The sequence below is a fragment of the Psychrobacter sp. K31L genome, assembly GCF_017942195.1.
Lineage (GTDB): Bacteria > Pseudomonadota > Gammaproteobacteria > Pseudomonadales > Moraxellaceae > Psychrobacter > Psychrobacter glaciei.
In genome coordinates this window covers 219,019-238,595 of sequence record NZ_JAGKSC010000005.1, presented here as the reverse complement: position 1 = coordinate 238,595, position 19,577 = coordinate 219,019, and the positions used below count along the sequence as shown (strand labels likewise).

At 43.3% G+C, this 19,577-nt stretch carries 18 protein-coding genes; 10 read left to right on the top strand and 8 right to left on the bottom strand.

The annotated features are described in order from the left end of the window. Window positions 1–606 precede the first annotated feature (606 nt). The 4 genes from J5X94_RS10140 to lspA all read left to right on the top strand — a co-directional run bounded on the left by J5X94_RS10140 (window position 607) and on the right by lspA (window position 6,854). Window positions 607–2,244 carry a carbon-nitrogen hydrolase family protein gene (locus J5X94_RS10140; protein ID WP_210541170.1) on the top strand — a complete coding sequence of 546 codons (1,638 nt, stop codon included), beginning with the start codon at window positions 607–609 and terminating at the stop codon, window positions 2,242–2,244. Between the two features lie 120 nt (window positions 2,245–2,364). Beyond that, on the top strand, window positions 2,365–2,916 hold the full coding sequence (locus J5X94_RS10135) for a protein disulfide oxidoreductase (RefSeq protein WP_210541169.1): 552 nt from the start codon (window positions 2,365–2,367) through the stop codon (window positions 2,914–2,916). Window positions 2,917–3,349: 433 nt separating this feature from the next. After that, window positions 3,350–6,211, top strand: a complete 2,862-nt coding sequence (gene ileS / locus J5X94_RS10130) for an isoleucine--tRNA ligase (RefSeq protein ID WP_210541168.1) — start codon at window positions 3,350–3,352, stop codon at window positions 6,209–6,211. Continuing rightward, complete coding sequence (gene lspA / locus J5X94_RS10125; RefSeq protein ID WP_210541167.1) at window positions 6,204–6,854, top strand: signal peptidase II; 651 nt, start codon at window positions 6,204–6,206, stop codon at window positions 6,852–6,854. The genes ileS and lspA overlap by 8 nt, the downstream gene beginning before the upstream one ends. Before the next feature lie 87 nt (window positions 6,855–6,941). On the opposite strand, the gene J5X94_RS10120 is transcribed toward lspA, so the two are convergent. Beyond that, complete coding sequence (locus J5X94_RS10120) at window positions 6,942–7,607, bottom strand: DUF1294 domain-containing protein (RefSeq protein ID WP_323128907.1); 666 nt, start codon at window positions 7,605–7,607, stop codon at window positions 6,942–6,944. A gap of 152 nt (window positions 7,608–7,759) precedes the next feature. Beyond that, complete coding sequence (locus tag J5X94_RS10115) at window positions 7,760–8,077, bottom strand: hypothetical protein (protein WP_010201751.1); 318 nt, start codon at window positions 8,075–8,077, stop codon at window positions 7,760–7,762. Between the two features lie 335 nt (window positions 8,078–8,412). Here J5X94_RS10115 and J5X94_RS10110 point away from each other — a divergent pair, with 335 nt between their 5' ends. Beyond that, window positions 8,413–8,910 (top strand): FKBP-type peptidyl-prolyl cis-trans isomerase, encoded by a 498-nt coding sequence (locus tag J5X94_RS10110; RefSeq protein ID WP_010201752.1) that lies wholly within the window; start codon window positions 8,413–8,415, stop codon window positions 8,908–8,910. A 48-nt stretch (window positions 8,911–8,958) separates the two neighbouring features. Continuing rightward, window positions 8,959–9,999 (top strand): aldo/keto reductase, encoded by a 1,041-nt coding sequence (locus tag J5X94_RS10105; protein WP_210541165.1) that lies wholly within the window; start codon window positions 8,959–8,961, stop codon window positions 9,997–9,999. Between the two features lie 134 nt (window positions 10,000–10,133). On the opposite strand, the gene J5X94_RS10100 is transcribed toward J5X94_RS10105, so the two are convergent. Continuing rightward, window positions 10,134–10,934 carry a lysophospholipid acyltransferase family protein gene (locus J5X94_RS10100; protein WP_010201754.1) on the bottom strand — a complete coding sequence of 267 codons (801 nt, stop codon included), beginning with the start codon at window positions 10,932–10,934 and terminating at the stop codon, window positions 10,134–10,136. Between the two features lie 323 nt (window positions 10,935–11,257). Here J5X94_RS10100 and hflX point away from each other — a divergent pair, with 323 nt between their 5' ends. The 4 genes from hflX (at window position 11,258) to J5X94_RS10080 (ending at window position 15,535) form a co-directional block, all read left to right on the top strand. Then, the gene (hflX, locus tag J5X94_RS10095; protein ID WP_194620839.1) at window positions 11,258–12,718 is read left to right on the top strand and encodes a ribosome rescue GTPase HflX; all 1,461 of its coding nucleotides are present in this window, start codon (window positions 11,258–11,260) and stop codon (window positions 12,716–12,718) included. Window positions 12,719–13,165: 447 nt separating this feature from the next. Beyond that, window positions 13,166–13,594, top strand: a complete 429-nt coding sequence (locus J5X94_RS10090; protein ID WP_210541164.1) for a CidA/LrgA family protein — start codon at window positions 13,166–13,168, stop codon at window positions 13,592–13,594. 22 nt (window positions 13,595–13,616) lie between these two features. Continuing rightward, complete coding sequence (locus J5X94_RS10085; protein ID WP_010201757.1) at window positions 13,617–14,306, top strand: LrgB family protein; 690 nt, start codon at window positions 13,617–13,619, stop codon at window positions 14,304–14,306. 407 nt (window positions 14,307–14,713) lie between these two features. Then, the gene (locus J5X94_RS10080; RefSeq protein WP_210541163.1) at window positions 14,714–15,535 is read left to right on the top strand and encodes a lytic transglycosylase domain-containing protein; all 822 of its coding nucleotides are present in this window, start codon (window positions 14,714–14,716) and stop codon (window positions 15,533–15,535) included. 147 nt (window positions 15,536–15,682) lie between these two features. On the opposite strand, the gene tsf is transcribed toward J5X94_RS10080, so the two are convergent. From tsf to J5X94_RS10055, 5 genes are all read right to left on the bottom strand, one after another. Continuing rightward, window positions 15,683–16,567, bottom strand: coding sequence for a translation elongation factor Ts (gene tsf, locus J5X94_RS10075; RefSeq protein ID WP_010201759.1), 885 nt, complete (start codon window positions 16,565–16,567; stop codon window positions 15,683–15,685). 403 nt (window positions 16,568–16,970) lie between these two features. Next, window positions 16,971–17,774, bottom strand: a complete 804-nt coding sequence (gene rpsB / locus J5X94_RS10070) for a 30S ribosomal protein S2 (protein ID WP_010201760.1) — start codon at window positions 17,772–17,774, stop codon at window positions 16,971–16,973. 451 nt (window positions 17,775–18,225) lie between these two features. After that, the gene (locus J5X94_RS10065) at window positions 18,226–18,675 is read right to left on the bottom strand and encodes a chemotaxis protein CheX (RefSeq protein ID WP_210541162.1); all 450 of its coding nucleotides are present in this window, start codon (window positions 18,673–18,675) and stop codon (window positions 18,226–18,228) included. Between the two features lie 48 nt (window positions 18,676–18,723). Further along, entirely contained in the window at window positions 18,724–19,173 is a 450-nt protein-coding gene (locus tag J5X94_RS10060; protein WP_210541161.1) for a chemotaxis protein CheX, read from the bottom strand. A gap of 30 nt (window positions 19,174–19,203) precedes the next feature. Then, window positions 19,204–19,566 carry a response regulator gene (locus J5X94_RS10055; RefSeq protein ID WP_189582679.1) on the bottom strand — a complete coding sequence of 121 codons (363 nt, stop codon included), beginning with the start codon at window positions 19,564–19,566 and terminating at the stop codon, window positions 19,204–19,206. Window positions 19,567–19,577 lie beyond the last annotated feature (11 nt).

The following is a 19,577-nucleotide window of genomic DNA, read 5'->3' as shown; positions in this document are numbered from 1 at the left end:
CTAAAAAGCCGCCTATAGACCGCAAAATGAAGTAAGTAAAACAAAAAACACGTTCAGACCAAGCAAAGACAAGGACATCGATTCACAAAAACGTAGCAAATATTTACTACGCGGGACTGTCATTGACCCGCTACATTGGTATGATAACTATCGAAATATAAAGTAATAAGCCAAGTCGTGATGAACAAGCGAAGCCAAAAATAATAGGAGACGCTACAGAATTTCGATGCTGTTAGATTAGGTGCTGTTAGAATAGAGACTGTTAGATTAGATACTAATTACTAGACTAGGTACTATTAGAACAGATGCTATTCATGCAAGTACGATTGATTCAGCTACTAACAAGGTCAGTCTTCTTAAATGTAGACGCTTGCAAACCTGTTAAAGCCCTCATTAAAACTTTTATATGATATGTAATCGCTATAACTCATTGTAAATAAAAAGATAAATTATTGTAACGATTATATAAGCGTATTGGAATATTTTTATCGCTTTTGTTACACAAAAATCTTTAGGTCTATATATAGCCATAGACAATACATCAGATACTACACCGCACAACGCATTAATTTTACGATGTTCATTAACACCGCAGACAGGAACCTTATGAGTAAAATCGAAAAAATAGACGACTTTCACCTCACGATTGCTGAGATCAAGAAAAAAGATTATCCGCAGTTAAAAGCCTTGATGGACCGTGTTTATGTGAATTTGGGCGGCGCATGGTCAAAGACCACTATTCATACCTTGATTGACGCCTTTCCTGAAGGGCAGATTGCAATGTTTGATCATGATCAGCTGATCGGTATCGTTCTCTCTATGCGCGTGGACTATGCCAAATTCTCGAATCCGCATACCTATGATGATTTGATTGGGCACAAAGAAATCATTAGAGACAATCCAGAAGGTGATGCTATTTATGGCTTGGATGCGCTGATTGACCCTGAGTATCGTGGCTACCGTTTGGGTCGTCGTCTTTATGATGCGCGCAAAGAGCTGTGCCGCCAGCTGAACTTCCGAGCTATCTTGGCTGGAGGTCGCATTCCTAATTACTACAATCACAAAGATTTGACCCCTGGTGAGTATATCGACGCGGTCGAATCACGTGAAATCCATGACTCTGCCCTTTCCTTTCAGCTATCCAACGGTTTTATCGTTAAGCGTATTTTGACCGCTTATCTGCCAGATGACGCTCAATCTAAAGGCTTTGCTACTCTACTTGAGTGGGCCAATATTTATTATGAGCCGCAAGATTACAAGCCGAATACCCGTAAGTCAGAAGTGCGTATCGGTGGTATCCAGTGGCAAATGCGTGAAGTTGAATCGCCTGAGGAGCTCTTGCAACAAGTAGAATTCTTTGTCGATGTCATGGCCGATTACAACTCAGATTTTGCTTGCTTACCAGAGTTCTTTAACGCGCCATTAATGGGTCTGTGTGAATCCACCGATCAAAACATCGCCATTCGCTTTTTGGCCGGTTACACCGAATGGTTCAAAAACGAAGTCTCGCATCTAGCAGTCAGTTATAACGTCAACGTTATTGTCGGCTCCATGCCATTAATAGACGAAAACGATACGTTGTACAATGTCAGTTATTTGTGTCGCCGCGATGGTACGGTGGAAGAGCAGCGCAAAATCCATATTACGCCGCATGAGCGTAGCGCTTGGGTGATCGAAGGTGGTGACGAGGTCAAAGTATTTGACACGGATGCCGGTCGTATTGGTATCTTGGTCTGTTATGACGTTGAGTTTCCTGAGCTTGCGCGCTTACTGGCGCTTGACGATATGGATATTTTGTTTGTACCTTTCTGGACAGATACCAAAAACGGCTATTTACGCGTGCGCCACTGTGCCCAAGCGCGAGCCATTGAAAACGAGTGTTATGTGATGATTTGCGGCTCAGTAGGCAACTTACCTCAAGTTGAAAGCCTAGATATTCAATACGCGCAGTCGTCTATTTTTTCACCGTCAGACTTTGCTTTTCCGCATGATGCGATTATGGCCGAAACCACAGCAAACACTGAGATGATCTTTTTCTCAGATGTGAACTTAGATAAGCTGACTCACGTCCGTAACGAAGGCTCGGTACATAACCTGATTGACCGCCGTGATGATTTGTTTAGCTTAAAATGGAAACGAAAAGCAAAAATTCCAGCGAGCAAATTAACCGACGAAGAGCGCCTTGAAAACTCAGGCAGTGTGCTCATTGGTAATCCGTTACAAAATCGTGCACAAAAGCCTTAATCGGTTATCTTAAAAAGTAATCACTAAAAACAGTTACATAAAATTGATGAGTAATACGGCTGACATTTCAGCCGTTTATTTTTATCTCTCTAAAAAATTTAGAGCAAAAATGCAGCCATTATGACGATTGATCTCACAAATAAAAAAGATACTCTTAAGAAGACACCAAAGCAAAAAGTGCTTTCTATAGTTAAAACCTTGCTGATATATGGTTTGATGTTTGCCGTTATTTATACCGCCATCAATTGGTGGCGACAACCCGTCATGCCAGCCAACCCACAATTGCAATTGATAGACTACCAAGGACAAACGGTTGATTTAGCGGCACTGAGTCAGGAGAAGCCGACACTGGTATATTTTTGGGGTACGTGGTGTTCAGTCTGTAGTTTCACCTCGCCAACCATAAACAAACTTGCCGCTGAAAATAATTATCCAGTCGTTACGGTTGCCATTAAATCAGGCACTGAACAAGAGCTGCACCGCTACCTTAATGAAAACAGTTATCGCTTTACCACGGTCAATGATCAAGAAGGAAAGATATTTGCTGATTGGCAAGGACAAGTCACGCCTTCTTATGTCATCTTAAAAGATGGCGAGATGACGCAAGGATTGACAGGTATTCAACCACTCTGGTCGCTTAAATTGCGCTTGTGGTTATCCTCCGTTTTTTAGACCTACGCCAATTAGGTATTATCTAGGGTCTGTTGAACATTCAAACTTGCCAGACCTATGATTGAATGAGCAAAGTATTTATGCTGACATAAATGATTGGTTTTGGCTAAAAACAGGACGATACTGACCAGCTCTTTTTACCCTTCCCGTTTTGTCATATAATAGCTGCCGTTATCATCGGTGCTAGACTAATTATTCTGATAAATGCATTTTTTGTTGCAATCGTCCCGTTAGTATTTATTATGGACGTAACTATTCACAAGCAACCTCTTGTAAGCAACGTTGTCTGAGACAAAAAACGAGTATCGATTATCAAATATTTGACCCCATATTATATTTAACGTTAAGCTTAAATTTCACACCTGACTTTACATCAATTTTTTAGTCACTTTTTAACCTATCTTTTAACCTACTTTTTAAAAAGACACCTTCTATGACTGATAAAAGTACTGATACGCCAAGCCAAGACTATAAAGACACGCTAAATCTTGCTGATACGCCCTTTGCGATGCGTGCAAACCTTGCCAAACGTGAGCCAGATTGGTTGGCTGCGTGGGAAGCGGATGACGTGTACGGCAAAATTCGCAAGGCGCGTACAGGTGCGACCAAGTACATTTTGCACGATGGCCCTCCTTACGCCAACGGTCAGATTCACTTGGGTCATGCGGTCAATAAAGTACTCAAAGACATTATCGTAAAGTCAAAAACCTTATCAGGCTTTGATGCGCCTTATGTGCCCGGTTGGGATTGTCATGGTCTGCCTATCGAGCAAAAGGTCGAAGCCAAGGTCGGCAAAGTCGGTCAAAAAGTCTCTGCGACTGAATTTCGTGGTCTGTGCCGCGAATATGCAAGCACGCAGATTGAGCTACAAAAGGCAGACTTTAAACGTCTGGGTGTGTTTGGTGATTGGGACAATCCTTATTTAACGATGAACTTCCATCAAGAAGCCAACATCGTACGCGCACTGGCCAAAATCCATGACAATGGTCATGTCACTCGCGGTATGAAACCCGTTAACTGGTGCTTGGACTGTAGCTCTGCGCTGGCTGAGGCCGAAGTGGAATACCAAGACAAAGTCTCTGATGCGATCTATGTCAGTTTTGATGTGCTTGATACGCAAAAGGTTGCCGCATTGAGCGAAATCGACGGTAATATCGCAGCGGTCATTTGGACGACGACGCCTTGGACGTTACCAGCTAACCAAGCCATCGCCGTACATCCTGAGCATGACTATAGTGTGGTGGCGACTGAAAAAGGCAACTTCTTATTAGCGACTGATTTGGTTGAAAGCGCACTGACTGAGTTTAAACTTAGCAATGAAGGTGTATTGGCAACTGTATCCGGACGTGAGCTTGAAGGTCTACGCGCCCAGCATCCACTGATTGTAGACCGTCAAGTGCCGCTTATCTTAGGCGATCACGTAACCACGGATAGCGGTACTGGCTTAGTCCATACCGCACCGGGTCACGGTCTCGACGATTATATCGTTGGTCTGAAATATGATTTACCAGTTGAAAACCCAGTGAGCGGTACGGGCGTCTATTTAGACAGCGCAGCAGTATTTGCGGGCGAGCATATCTATAAAGCCAATCCAAAAATCATCGCTGCCCTACACGACAACGGTCATCTCGTTAGCCATACCAAGATTGAGCACAGCTATCCGCATTGCTGGCGTCATAAGTCACCGATTATCTTCCGCGCCACGCCGCAGTGGTTTATCAATATGGAAACCAAAGGTTTACGTGAGCGTGCGCTTGCTGATATTCCAGCGGTCAATTGGACGCCGGCATGGGGGCAAAACCGTATCGAATCAATGATGACGGGTCGCCCAGATTGGTGTATTTCACGCCAGCGTACATGGGGCGTACCGATTGCCTTTTTCACTCATAAAGAAACGGGTGAACTACATCCAAACACGCTTGAACTCATGGAAACTGCCGCGCAAAAAATTGATGCAGGCGGTGTGGAAGCGTGGTTTGATGCCAGCTGTGAAGACTTTTTGGGTAGCGAAGCGGCTGACTATGACAAAGCGACTGACACATTAGATGTTTGGTTTGACTCAGGTACGACGCATTTTGCCGTACTGGAGCAACGCGATGAATTGACCAATCCTGCTGATCTGTACTTAGAAGGCTCGGATCAACATCGCGGTTGGTTCCAGACGTCGTTATTAACCTCTGAGGCCATGTACGAGCGTCCACCGTTTAAGCAAGTATTGACCCATGGTTTTGTGGTCGATGAAAACGGTCGCAAGATGAGTAAATCACTCGGCAATATCATCACGCCACAAGAAGAGATCAATAAAACAGGCGCAGACATGCTGCGTTTGTGGATTGCGTCGAGCGATTATCGTTATGAGATGAGCGCAGGCAAAACGGTCTTCAAAGGCGCAATCGACATGTATCGCCGTATCCGTAATACCTTGCGTTTCTTGCTGGCCAATACCGATGACTTCGATCCAGCAACCAATAGCATTGATATTAATGAGCTGGTCAGCCTTGATAAGTTCATCATTGAGCGTACGCAAACGGTGCAAGCACAAATCATCGACGCCTATGATGCGATGGACTTCCACCAAGTCACGCAACTTATTGCCGCGTTTTGCTCGCAAGACTTGGGCAGCTTCTACTTAGATATTATCAAAGACCGTCAGTACACCACCCAGACTGATGGACAGCCGCGTCGCTCTGCACAGACGGCTATTTATCATATCGCCCAAGCATTAATTCGCTGGATTACACCGATTTTGTCGTTCACCGCCCAAGAAGCGTGGGAAGTGTTAGAAGGTAAAAACGGCAATGAAGCAGGCTATGTGTTTACCGAAGAATGGTACACCTTCCCAGAGTTTGAGCTAAGTGCGATCAGTACTGATGATTGGCAACGTATCATGCTAGCCAAAGATATGGTGAATAAGCATATCGAAACCGCACGCGGTGAAAAAATCATCAATGCTAACTTATCTGCTGACGTTGATTTGTATGCTGATGGTGCGATGCATGAAAGCTTAGCCAAGCTTGGCGAAGAGCTGCGTTTTGTGCTGATTACCAGTAGCGCAACCTTAAAACCGATGAGCGATGCTCCTGCTGCTGCTAAGAATGACGCCACAGAGCAAGCTGAAAGCAGCACCAAAGAAACGGCAGACTTAGTAGTCAATGTGAGTGCCGCGACGGGTACCAAATGCGTGCGCTGCTGGCATATCCGTAATGACATCGGTACCGATAGCGCACACCCTGAACTATGTGCCCGCTGCGTCACTAATGTGACGGGTAACGGCGAGGTGCGCCACTATGCCTAATCCGACACCTAACTCAGCGCCCAACCCAACAGAATCACCTGAAGACAAGCAGCAGCAGTCTAAGGTCGACCACTCGCCAACCCCTGCCCATGCAACAACGGGCAGTTCAACGACACCGAGAAGTCGCTTGACTAAAGCGCCAAAGATGATTGCTAATGGCAGTCGTGCTTTTATGTGGTATCTGGTGTCACTGGTTGTACTTATCATCGATCAGTGGACGAAGTGGCTGGCTGAGACCAACCTGACTTTCCATGAGCCAGTGCCCGTTATCGAACCGTTTCTTAATTGGACTTTAGCATACAATTATGGCGCTGCTTTTAGCTTTTTGGCGAATGCAGGCGGTTGGCAAAAGTGGTTTTTCTCGGGACTTGCTCTAATCATGTCGCTGTTTTTAATCATCTATCTGATTAAAGCACCTCGTAAAGCCACGCTATTATCGCTTGGACTGGCTTTAGTGCTTGGCGGTGCAGTTGGTAACTTAATAGATCGTCTGCTACATGGTCACGTGATCGACTTCATTCATGTCCACAATGCTGACGTTTGGCATTATCCGATCTTTAACATCGCGGATATGGGCATCAGTATCGGTGTCGCGATGATTGTCATCGATATGCTATTTTTAGAAAAGAAGCGTGAGGTTTAGCGCTTATAATCGTACATAGTTTTTAGATTTAAAAGGTGGGTTACGAATAAGTAACCCACCTTTTTTGTTGTTTGTTAGCCATCTTTTTTAGATCAGAGAATCAAGCAATTCTTTCAAAGCCTCTAAACCGCCACCTGCCAATAAAAACAATAACCCTGCCATGTTAATCACCACGGTCAAATAATACGCCATACGAAACTCAGGTTTTTGTGATTTATGCCGCAAGTAAGTCTGTGCGACCATTGCTCCTACCCAACCACCCAACGCACTGAGTAGATGCAACGTTGACTCAGGCGTGCGCCAATCACCATTTTGCGCAGCGGCTTTGTCTTTGGCATAAAACACATAAGTAATCAGCCCTAGTGCCGCATACCAACCGACCACTAGCCAACTTAGCTTATTCATGGCCGCTAATAAGATTAATACCCCATAAAATCCCATACCAAGGAACAAGCGTTTTTTCTGTCTTGCTTCAAACTCCGCTTGATGACTACGCTTTGCATTACGATGACGGATTTGCTGATTCTTTTGTGCCATTTTCTGTTGCACAAAGCTCAGCTCTTGCACGTCTTTTGCCTGCATCCGTCCTTGGCTATCTTGCCCAAGCGTAAAGACGACTTGCTCACCCACTTCAGGGCGACGGCGTGCTTTAAATTCATTGATATGAAAGAATACTGAATCACCATTTTCCGTTTCGATAAAGCCAAAGCCTTTATCATCTTGCCACTTTCTAATGTGGCCTTGCTGTCTCACGCTTATCTGCTTAGTTCTCATGACTATATATTTTTGACCTTAATGATTATTTACAACTATTATATAACTTTTTCGAACTCATAAAAAAAGCTAAGAGCTTTACTCTTAGCTTTTTAACATCCATAAAAATGCATTAATACGATGTTAAAATACTAACGGCATTTTTTCTGCTCATAGAGTCTAGTCAAGTTTTCGCGGCGTTCTTTAGCTGCTTCAATGGCCTCTTCTGTATTAGAATAAGTTCCAATCAATGCTGGCCAAAACAATACGGCAGCAGCTACATTTTTACCAGTCACTTTACGCTCAGCACGCGCTTCTTTTTCAAACTGTTCAGCTTCTTCAATTTCGCTAAGAATTTGTTGGCATGATAAATTAACATCACTTACTTTCTTAGTCTGTACGACATGTGGAGTCGCACAACCTTGTGCTAATAATGCAAATACACCAATCACCAAAATAGCTTTTTTCATAATCTTCTCAGAAGTTGTCTAACTTACAATTATTAATAGATAAGTTACGTTGCTTAAATTAAGTTTACATTTATATACATTAAGAAAGATAATGTCAACTTAATTTCACTCCTGAAAGGATCTAATTATCTATATTTTTTTGTTGTGGTACTAAATCATTGTATTTATTAATTTTTTAGAAAGATATATCTAGTAGATTTATCTAAATATTAGTAATATCTGATAAAGATCTTCTAGGACATATCTATCACATCAAGGTCTCTAGTATATGGGCTATGCTAAACTCTCTATTATGATTAACCCTCTAAATCCTATTTAATAAAAGAAACATGACTATGACCGACTCACAATTTATCAATCCCAATGAAGACACGCGCATCACTTTTGGCAGTCTCGTAAAGCTGCATTTTGAAGTATCATTAGAGAACGGTACGATGATTGACTCTACCTTTAGCCGCGATGCGCCTGTGACGCTGACCATTGGTGACGAGAGCTTACTACCGGGTTTTGAGCAAGTGTTAATGAACCTGCGTGCAGGTGACACACGCTCTGCCCACCTTGATCCAGAGCAAGCATTTGGTGATTGGAATCCCGACAATATTCAGCATTTTAGCCGCCCTCAGTTCGCGCTGGTCGCTGATAATCCAGAAATTGGTATGATGGTAGAATTTGAAGATAAAGGCAAAAACACCCTACCCGGTACCATCAGCGCCATCGATGATGACCAAGTCGAAGTGGACTTCAATCATCCACTCGCTGGGCAAGCTGTATTGTTTAAAGTAAAAATATTCAAAGTGACACCGCCCGGTGTAACGGGCATAAAGCTCATGTAAAACAATTCATTTAAAAATACTCTGTTGAATGAACGATAAGGATAAAAAATGCAATATCAAAAACTGCCACAAATTAATGAAGATGTTTCCAAAATCTGTCTAGGTACGATGACGTGGGGACAACAGAATGATGAGACCCAAGCGCATGAGCAGATGGACATGGCGCTAAGCGAAGGGGTGAATTTTTGGGACACGGCAGAGATGTATCCATCGCCGCCGGACAAAGACAAGCAGGGCGATACCGAACGCTTTATGGGCACATGGTTTAGCAAAACCAAACAGCGTGACAAAGTTATTCTTGCCAGCAAAATGTCACCGATGGATTTTTTACGCGACGGGCAAACGCGCTTTAATGCTGAGCAAATCAGCAGCGCCATTGATGGCAATCTTGAGCGTTTGCAAACCGACTATATTGATATTTATCAACTGCACTGGCCTGAACGCCAAGCGAATTTCTTCGGTCAGCGCGGTTATACTGAAGCGATGGCAGCGCAGTCACTAGACGATTTAACGCCTTTTTTAGAGACCATTCAAGCGTTAAATGATGAGATCAAAAAAGGTCGTATTCGTGCTTATGGGCTGTCGAATGATACTGCGTGGGGTCTGATGCGCTACCTATGGGAAGCAGATAAAAACGGCTTGATTGCCCCCATCACTGTGCAAAATCCCTATAGCCTGCTGAACCGCTTATATGAAGTCAATATGGCAGAGATTGCACATCGTGAAAATGTAGGTCTGCTTGCTTATTCACCGCTTGGTTTTGGTGTGTTATCTGGTAAATATCTCGATGGCAAACGTCCGACTGGCGCACGTCTGACGATGTACGACCGTTTTGGGCGCTACGTAAACGAACAAGCCAAATCAGCCACTGAGCAATATGCCAAGATAGCCGCTGATGCAGGTTTGGACATGGCACAGATGTCATTGGCTTTCGTCAACTCTCGTCACTTTGTCACCAGCAATATCATTGGGGCAACGACCACCGAGCAGCTCAAATCCAACATTGATAGTATTAATGTCGAGCTGACAGCAGACGTATTGGAAGCAATTGAAGCCGTACATACACAACAGCCTAATCCATCACCATAACCTGCCATCTATCAGAGCGTAGTGGATTAAATTAAGTAGGCTCTATTGAAGCTCCCACCAAAAAGGGCGCAAATCGCTAGCATTATCACTGCGATTTGCGCCCTTTTTTTGACTATTACTTCAATTGCAAATATTTAGTCTTTAGCTGGTACGTTAAGTACTCTTGAATGTAGTTCAGCCAACCCCTCTTGCATACGTGACTGCAATACATTGGTCAGCTCGCTTTTGCTACAGCCTGCTGGATCTATCGGCGCTAATGGCAATACATAAGCGGTTACGTCTTTGCTATCAAGCACTTTTTTCATGCTGTCCTTCATCGTCAGCTTGCCATAATATGGCAGTGCTTCGCTTAATGTACCGTCTTTATTGACATAAGCGATAACGATGGGACGAACCGGAACGTCTGCTTCTATCGCTGCTTGTAGCAATGTCCCATGAATACGTTTGATTTTTTTACCATCGGTAGTCGTCGCTTCTGGGAAAAATATCACCGAAAATCCTTTTGCTAAAAAGCTAGCAATCTGCGCTGCCACCGAGCCTGCATCACCGGAACCACGCTCAATAAATACCGTACCTGCCGCATGAGCCAACTTGCCAAATACTGGCCACTCACCGATTTCTGCTTTGGATAAGAAAAAGGCAGGACTCACCGTGCCCACGACCGGAATATCCATCCATGACACATGATTGGATACCCATAGACCATGATGCTGTTGCACTGGCTCAACTTCAACGACCTTTACCCCAAAGGAGCCTGCCATCTTACGACAAAACGCTTGAATGTAGCGTGGCAGTTTTTCGCGTGGTGGCTGCTTAAATGCGCCAATACGCTGAGCAGCCCTAAGACCACCAGCGATCGTCGTGGTCATTCCCGCGATTTGTTTACCGCGACCCCATTGTTGTTTGAGTGAAAAGCCTGACTTAGCTTGGCTCATCTTCGTCCCTCATGATTGAATGTTTGGTTTTTAGATAGTTAAAAAAACGAGCTAAGTATAACAAAGTTCTGTCACTCAGTGATAGCTTGTTCACTCAGTGAGTGTTTACTTTTATACAAATGGGTAATGAAGCAGATTTATAGAAAATCAGCCACCATAAATGCTGTAACATAAAATCATCGCTAATTATGCCAATACCCTTTAATATCAAGTGATAAGACCACATATAGACAACCATCTGAACGTTATATCAAAGCTTACTGAATCAAAGCTTACTAAATTGATAATAGCGATTTATTTACTTTATTAATAGGTGATACTCTTTGGATTATTTTGAAAGACATGAAGGTGGCGAACGCGCCATTATAGTACATTTAGACATCCGCCAAATTCAAGATCCTGACGATCTAGGTGAATTTGAGCTATTAGCAGACTCAGCAGGGGCTGATCGTTTGGCGTTGGTCACAGGCTCACGCCAAAGACCCGATGCCAAATACTTCGTCGGTAGCGGCAAAGCAGCAGAAATAGCAGAATTGGTGCGCGAACATGACGCTGATATCGTCCTTTTTAACCACAGCTTATCGCCATCACAAGAACGTAATATCGAAGCCTTGGTGCAATGTCGCGTACTGGATCGTACTGGTCTGATTTTGGACATTTTCGCACAGCGTGCGCGTACCTATGAAGGTAAGCTACAAGTAGAGCTGGCGCAGCTGAACCATTTATCGACACGTTTGGTACGTGGTTGGACGCATTTGGAACGTCAAAAAGGTGGTATCGGTCTGCGCGGACCCGGTGAAACCCAACTTGAGACCGATCGTCGCTTATTACAGACTCGTGTGAATCAGCTAAAAAGCAAACTGGAAAAAGTGCGCCAAACACGCGCTCAAGGTCGAGCACGTCGGCAAAAATCAGACGTGCCGACTATTTCACTCGTCGGTTATACCAATGCGGGTAAATCCACATTGTTTAATCGCTTAGTCGATGAAAACATCTATGCGGCGGACAAATTATTTGCCACGCTCGATCCAACTTTGCGCCGTTTAGACTGGCAGGGTGTTGGGCGCGTGGTCTTGGTCGACACGGTTGGTTTCGTCCGTCATCTACCGCATGAGCTAGTCGAGTCTTTTCATGCAACGTTAGAAGAGACATTAGAGGCCGATTTATTGCTACACGTCATCGACTCTTCTAGTGAAGATATGCACGAGCAAATTCAAGCAGTCAAAGATGTACTGGCAGAGATTGACAATGATGTGCCGGTACTCAATGTCTACAATAAGATTGATTTGACGGATGAGCCCGCTCATATTGGTTATGCTAGCGAAGGTCAACCCAACCGTGTCTATGTTTCCTCTAGAGAGAACCTAGGCATGGAAGGGTTGTCACTTGCTGTGCAACAGCTGCTAACTGGTGCTTTAACAACCTTTGATTTGACTCTTCCTTATAATGCAGGTCAATTCAAAAGTACCTTGTATGAGCTGGGCGTCATTTTAGAAGAAAGCTACGATGATACAGGTCATGAATGCTTGACCATTCGTTTGCCAAGTGACAGACTCAGACAGCTCCTTGGTCAAGCCGACTTGAATCCTCTAGATGTATTGCCATTAGCACAAGCCACGCTACTGATGCCAGTCCTTGAAGAGTTCGAGCAGCCTGATGAAGATGAAGACGAAGACCAACTTATGACGAAAGCAGAAGAACAAGCTTTTGATGATTTTGATGCCCTTAACTCTGAGACGTTGAGCTCTGAGACATTGCACTCAGAAACATCAGAAGAAAAATAAGCGTAAAATTTGGGTGTATAGATTTGATTTGGATTTACAAATTCAAATAGCGTCTTCCCAAAGCGCTTGTCTTCTTAATTAGTTGACGTTTTAACATCGTTAGCTTCTTAACATCATTGGTCAATTGGCATAGAGTGTTAAATGATAAATGGACGGTATCAACGATATCGTCTATTTTTTTGACCTTCATTTTTTCACCGTCATGTGTAACTAGATTTTTCGACTAAAAACTTAGAAGATCAATAACCAGTCCTAGCGTTTTAGAGGCTTTATTAGTTGGTGTGCTCTCTATATAATCAACTTTTATATATTTAACCCATTTAGACGTTATCTATTACATTGAAACCATAACCGAGCAAAGACATCCCTCTTTGCTATGCTCTTGGCGCTACTGCCTACTCGATTTTATGAACACACTCTCTATCTCTGACTTGGCCAGCACTGCTTATGAACTCCACTCATTCCTCGCGTATGCCCCTATGGATGGCCGTCATCCTAACGTTGGTCATGATCATTTTTGTCCGTGAATCTGCCGTTATCATCTGTCAGTGGGCAGGTATCGAAAAAGCCGCCAATATCGTCGGTTTAATCGCGATGTTTTTTATCTTGATGGCATGGCGTTTACTTAAAGGCCTACCCAGTTGGCTTACCCAAGCCAGTAATGTCTTATTGGTCGATAGTGGCTTTGCTTTTTTGCCCGTGTCAGCTGGTGCAGGCTTGCTATTATTCGCCTTAGGTGATGAGCTGTGGGGCGTGATGCTGACCATGCTAATCAGTACGCTCATACCACTATGGGGACTGGCCATTCTTGCTAACCACTGGCTAAGCGATAGCGCAAATACCAATACTATTCATAAGCAAAAACAGCAGCCTTGAGCTGTATGACCAAGGAAATGTAATGACTTTTGACAGCGTATTGATGGCGACCCTCGCAGCGATATTATTAACCTTGACAGCACATGTCATTGCCCGCGTCTTGGCTCGTAAGCTATCGTGGTTGCCAATGGTGATTACTGCGTTGATCCTTGTTCTTTTGTTCTTGTTTATACTGCAATGGGATTACAATAATTATTATAGCGTTGCCAAACCCGTATTTGACCATCTATTAGGCTATGTCACTGTCCTTTTAGCCGTGCCACTCGCGGCAATGAACTTTAAGGGTTTACCAGTTAAAAAGCTGACTTTGATCGTAGCCATGGCCAGCGTCATTGGTGCATTACTACCTATGTCATTGGCTTATCTATTTTCCTTAAGTCACGACACGATACTCGCCTTTGCCACCCGTTCAGTGACCACACCCATTGGCTTGAGCATCGCCGATTTGATTAAAGCGCCACTGGCCATGGCCAACTTGATTATTATTGTCTCAGGTATAATCGGCGGCACTTTAGCGCGATTTTTGTTTCGCGGTATCGATGATGATCGTGCCAAAGGTTTGGCACTTGGCTTGGCAGCCCATGCTTTTGGCACAGTAGAAGCTTGGCAAATCAGTCACACTGCTGGTCGTTATGCTGCCTTTGGTCTGGCGGTCAATGGTTTGGTCACTGCCGTGTGGGTGCCTATTTTTATCAGTGCCTTTTCCATTTAATAGCGTTCAAAAAATTCATCATTATCTTGAATAACTTTTCGTCTTTATTAATAATTCACCATCGCAGTGAGCATATTGAGGCGTTTGTATCAGCTTAAAAACACTGAAGCAGATATACAATCGATGCGCTTAAAAGCCTTAGTCTGTTGATTTTTTTACAAATTAAAGGCGGCTTTTGTGCTTTGTTCTGCTAATCCTATGCGCTAAAAAGTTATTATATGTTATAGTAAGCAACTATTATTTTTTGTATCTATCGCAAGTGGTTTCTTGTTAAGCGTGACCATTGCTAGGTAGCTATCTTCAATGTAGCTGTAAAATCCAGCAAACACGGTAACCGCTTTAACGCGCAACATGACGCGCCTATAGGCAAAACAATTTGCTATTATTCGATAAAAAGTGATATCTCTATGATAAGTATCTCCCCTTTGATTACCCGCTGTTTGTCTCCGCTTTTACTCAGCACCATTGCTAGTACACTTGCCCTCTCCACGCTTTCGATGACTGCCCACGCAGGCAATATGTATATCTATAAAGACAAAGGTGGACAAGTACTGCTCACCAATGTCAATCCTAGTGGCAACTTTGATAAATTCACCAAAAAAGTAAAGGTGACTTACTACAAAGACTCTAAGATGTATGATGGCAGTAATAGCAGCGGTAGTGATTATGGTAGCAGCACAGCAAGTAGTAGCGGTAGCCGCAACGCTTATGACAGTTATATTCGCGCCTCAGCTCAGCGACATGGCGTAGATCCTGCGCTCATAAAAGCAATGATGCATAGCGAATCCGCATTCAATCCCAACGCGCGCTCACCTGTTGGGGCCCAAGGTCTCATGCAGCTAATGCCAGCGACTGCGCGACGCTTTAAAGTCAGCAATCCTTGGAACCCTGCAGATAATATCGAAGGCTCTGCTAAATATATTGCATGGCTGATGAAGCGTTTTAATAACAACGTAGAATTTGCGGTTGCTGGCTATAATGCGGGTGAAGGTAACGTTGATAAATATAACGGCATCCCGCCTTTTAAAGAAACCCGTAACTATGTCAAAAATGTCATGAGCCGCTATCACAGCTTATATAAAAATGACTCAGGTCTGTCTGGTAGTAGCATGAGCGCCAGCAACAGCAATACCACTGCTAGTAATGGTCTACAAAACGTCAGCTATGGCACTAGCAGCAATACCAATAGCGCCAGTTATGCCAATTCAGCGTATGCGGCATTACGTTAATATAACTGTTAATGATATAACTAAATCAGCAGACACAAAAAAGCCCGTTAATGAATAACGGGCTTTTTTATGCTTGATTGCTTCTTATGTCAAACAATCTATAAGTACTGAGCAAAAACAAACTCAGTACTTACTGCATTTTAAAACTTACTTATTAGCTAGTGCTTGAGTTGCAGCAACTTCAGCAGCGAAATCTTCTTGCTTCTTCTCAATGCCTTCACCAACTTCTAGACGTTTAAAGCCAAGTACTTTTACGCCTTCAGCTTTCAATACGTCACCAACTTTTTTCTCGTTGTCCATGACGTATGGCTGACGCAATAACGTTACTTCGTCTAGGTACTTACGTAGGCCACCTTCGATCATTTTTTCAACGATGTTGTCAGGCTTGCCAGATTCTTTTGCTTTGGCTTCGATGATGTCTTTTTCGCGCGCTAGTACGTCAGCAGCGACGTCTTCGTCATCTACTGCAACTGGGTTGAACGCAGCGATATGCATGGCAAGGTTTTTGCCAGTGTCTGCACTGCCGCCTTCATAAGATACCACTACGCCGATACGTAGACCATGACGGTATGCAGCAATGTTAGCGCCTTCAAGTACTTCAACACGGCGGATTTGGATATTCTCACCGATTTTTTGTACTAAAGATACACGTGCTTCTTCAACTGTTTGGCCATCGCCATAAGGCAATTCAGAGATAGCAGCAACATCAGTCACGTTGTTCTCTAGAGCAATGCTAGCCACTTTTTCTGCAAATGCATTGAAGCTGTCATCTTTTGCAACGAAATCAGTCTGGCAGTTAACTTCTAGCAAGAATGCTTTGTTGTCGCCTTGAGCGATGATGATAGCGCCGTCAGCTGCGATGTTACCCGCTTTTTTAGCGGCTTTGGCTTGACCAGATTTACGTAGGTTATCAATGGCAGTTTCGACATCGCCGTTTGACTCTTCCAACGCTTTTTTACATTCCATCATGCCAAGACCAGTACGGTCACGCAATTCTTTTACCATTTTGGCAGATACTTTTACTTCTGACATAAGAGTTACCTTTTATATTGTTATGTATGGGAGTGCTTAACTTCTATTCAATATTTTCATACTATTTATAGAAACTATCTATAAGTACTATGTTTCATAGGTACTATACTTTATAAGTACTATATTGCTCTTGTAGTGATGATTGCTATTGTGATGAAAGTACTCATCGTTGCTTGTGATAGCAGAAGTCGTTGTGATAACAGATCTTGTGTATCATGAGGGCAACTATAAGCGATAATACTCGCCTATTAACAAACAGTCCATCAACAATAAGGCATGACGAGTAAAACTACATCATGCCTATTGTGAGCTTGTACGTATACGCTGTTAATACCTTTATATGGATGCTGATAGCATAACTATTAATACATCCTTATAAAGGTAAACCTTTTAGGTCAGCTATTTATTCTGCTGGAGTTGCTGCTTCTTCAGTAGCCGCTTCAGCTGGTGCTGCTTCAGTAGCTGCAACAGGTGCTTCTTGCTCAGCTTTGCCGCCTGCTTGAGTCTGTGCGTATTCTTTACCAGCAATAATCGCATCAGCCATAGAAGTTACATACAAAGTCACTGCACGGATAGCATCATCGTTTGCTGGAATGATGTAATCAACGTTATCTGGGTTTGAGTTGGTATCAACGATACCGATAACTGGAATACCTAGATTTTTAGCTTCTTTGATAGCAATCGCTTCATGATCTACGTCTACAACGAAGATTGCGTCAGGTAGGCCGCCCATGTCTTTGATACCGCCTAGTGAACGCTCAAGTTTTTCCATGTCGCGAGTACGCTCTAACGCTTCACGCTTAGTAAGCTTAGCGAAAGTACCGTCTTCTGCTTGTTTTTCTAGCTCTTTTAGACGGTTGATTGACTGGCGAAGTGTTTTCCAGTTAGTCAACATACCACCTAACCAGCGATGGTCAACATATGGCATGCCAGCACGAGCAGCTTGTTCACGGATGATACCGCTAGCAGCGCGTTTAGTACCAACGAACAATACTTTGTTTTTCTTAGCAGCTAAGCCGTTTACGTAAGTCAATGCTTCGTTAAACGCTTTTACAGTGTGCTCTAAGTTGATGATGTGAATCTTGTTACGTGCACCAAAGATGTATGGTCCCATTTTTGGGTTCCAAAAACGTGTTTGGTGACCAAAGTGAGCGCCGGCTTGTAGTAAGTCGCGCATTTCGATTTTGGTTGGATTCTTTGTAGCCATGTGAAATTCCTAGTGGTTGGGTTATGCCTCCACATCACAAAAACTGCCTATTTAGCGACACGCATCTGCTGAGGGTCAATGCTTATGAATACCGCACTAACTTTTTGCAAATTAATCAAGTCGCCAAACACCCAGCAATTTTTTGCCATGATGTGTGTGTCATTGGTTGATGGGTTGGTTTAAAAAATGAGCTATGATTTGAACTTAGCGATAAACACTAAATCATAAAATAGCTGCGCTGTATTTTATCATAAAAGTACAGCTTACTGCTAGCGCTATTATCATGAGACGCACAAGCTAAATATCAAATAAATGAACAAGCTATGGGACAAACCTTTGGATAAAAACCATAAAAAAAAACGACGCTTTAACGTCGTTTTTTTCGCTGATTACTATCATTAAATCCACAGACAGCTACGTTCAGTGCCCTGCTCAAAGGATCAGACACGCCCTAAGCGATACAAATACCAATCACCGCTTCGTAACCGCGCCAAGTAAATGGAGTCACATAGCTTTGGCGGTCTTTTGGTAAATAAGAGATGCTTGGCGCGCCCTCAATAATCTTGGGCGGTGAGATAATAAAATCTGAGCCAAACTCCGTACGCGCATTACCTGAGATGGTATTGGTCATCTCACCCAACAAGTCTTTCATCATCGTAATCGATGAATCTGGCTCGCCCATCACTTTTATGACTTCTCGCAACATTACGCTTGGCGCACTCACATAGACGCAGCCTTCGATAGGTCCGGATATTTTAATAATGCCGCTATAATCATAACCAACGGCACTTTTATTACTGTTCAAATATGGCGTATCAATCGCCACTGGCGTATCATCAATCTGCGCAAAGAATGCGCTGATTGAGCTTAAAAAGACGCCTAATTTTTCTACTTTAACCATAATAGTGTATTGTCCATAGCTAACATCGATGACGTGTGGGTGCTTAGTTTAATCTTGCAAACAAACCACAATTTCACCGACTTGACCGCGCCAAGTAACAGGAATGATAAAAGAGCGCTCATCGTGCGGCAACACAATACTTTGCGGTGCGCCTTTAAAAACAAACGGCACAGAAATATGAAACTCTGAACCAAACTCTTTGCGCGCATTACCCGCGATCGTATTGGCAACTTCGCCTGCCAAGTCGATGTAGTTTTCATCACTCTTATCAGTTTCTCCCATGCTGTCCAATATTGAAGACAGTAAATCACGGGTTGCCGAAAAATACACTACGCCTTTTTGTACCCCTGATATACCAATGACACCGGTATAGTCGTAGACTTTTGGCTGTTGATTTTCCAGCAAATAAGGGGTATCAACGATAAGTGCTTCACTACCGAACTGATTAAAATAGTTGGTGATGATATTTAAAAAAATATGTAAATGTTGTTCTTTCATAATGACATCTGCTTAAATCGTTGGCTGAAGTTAGTCTTGCATAAGCTCATGTAAAGCTTCGACAAGCTCTTCTTCTGAAAAAGGCTTACATAAAAATCCACTTGCACCCAACGATAATGCTTCAATGCCAGTCGATTTATCAGATAAGGCTGACACCACTAAAATACGAACTTCAGGATCGATCGCAATTATTTTTTCGATACACTCCAGACCGTCCATTTGTGGCATGGTCAAATCCATAGTAATGACATCAGGACGATGCACATTAAATTTCTCAATAGCTTGCACACCGCTGGTCGCCGTAGCCACCAACATAAACTCTCCTGAATCGTACGCACGCTGGATTCGGTTTCGAATGATATTAGAATCATCAACAATCATTAATTTATACATAACGTCTTTCT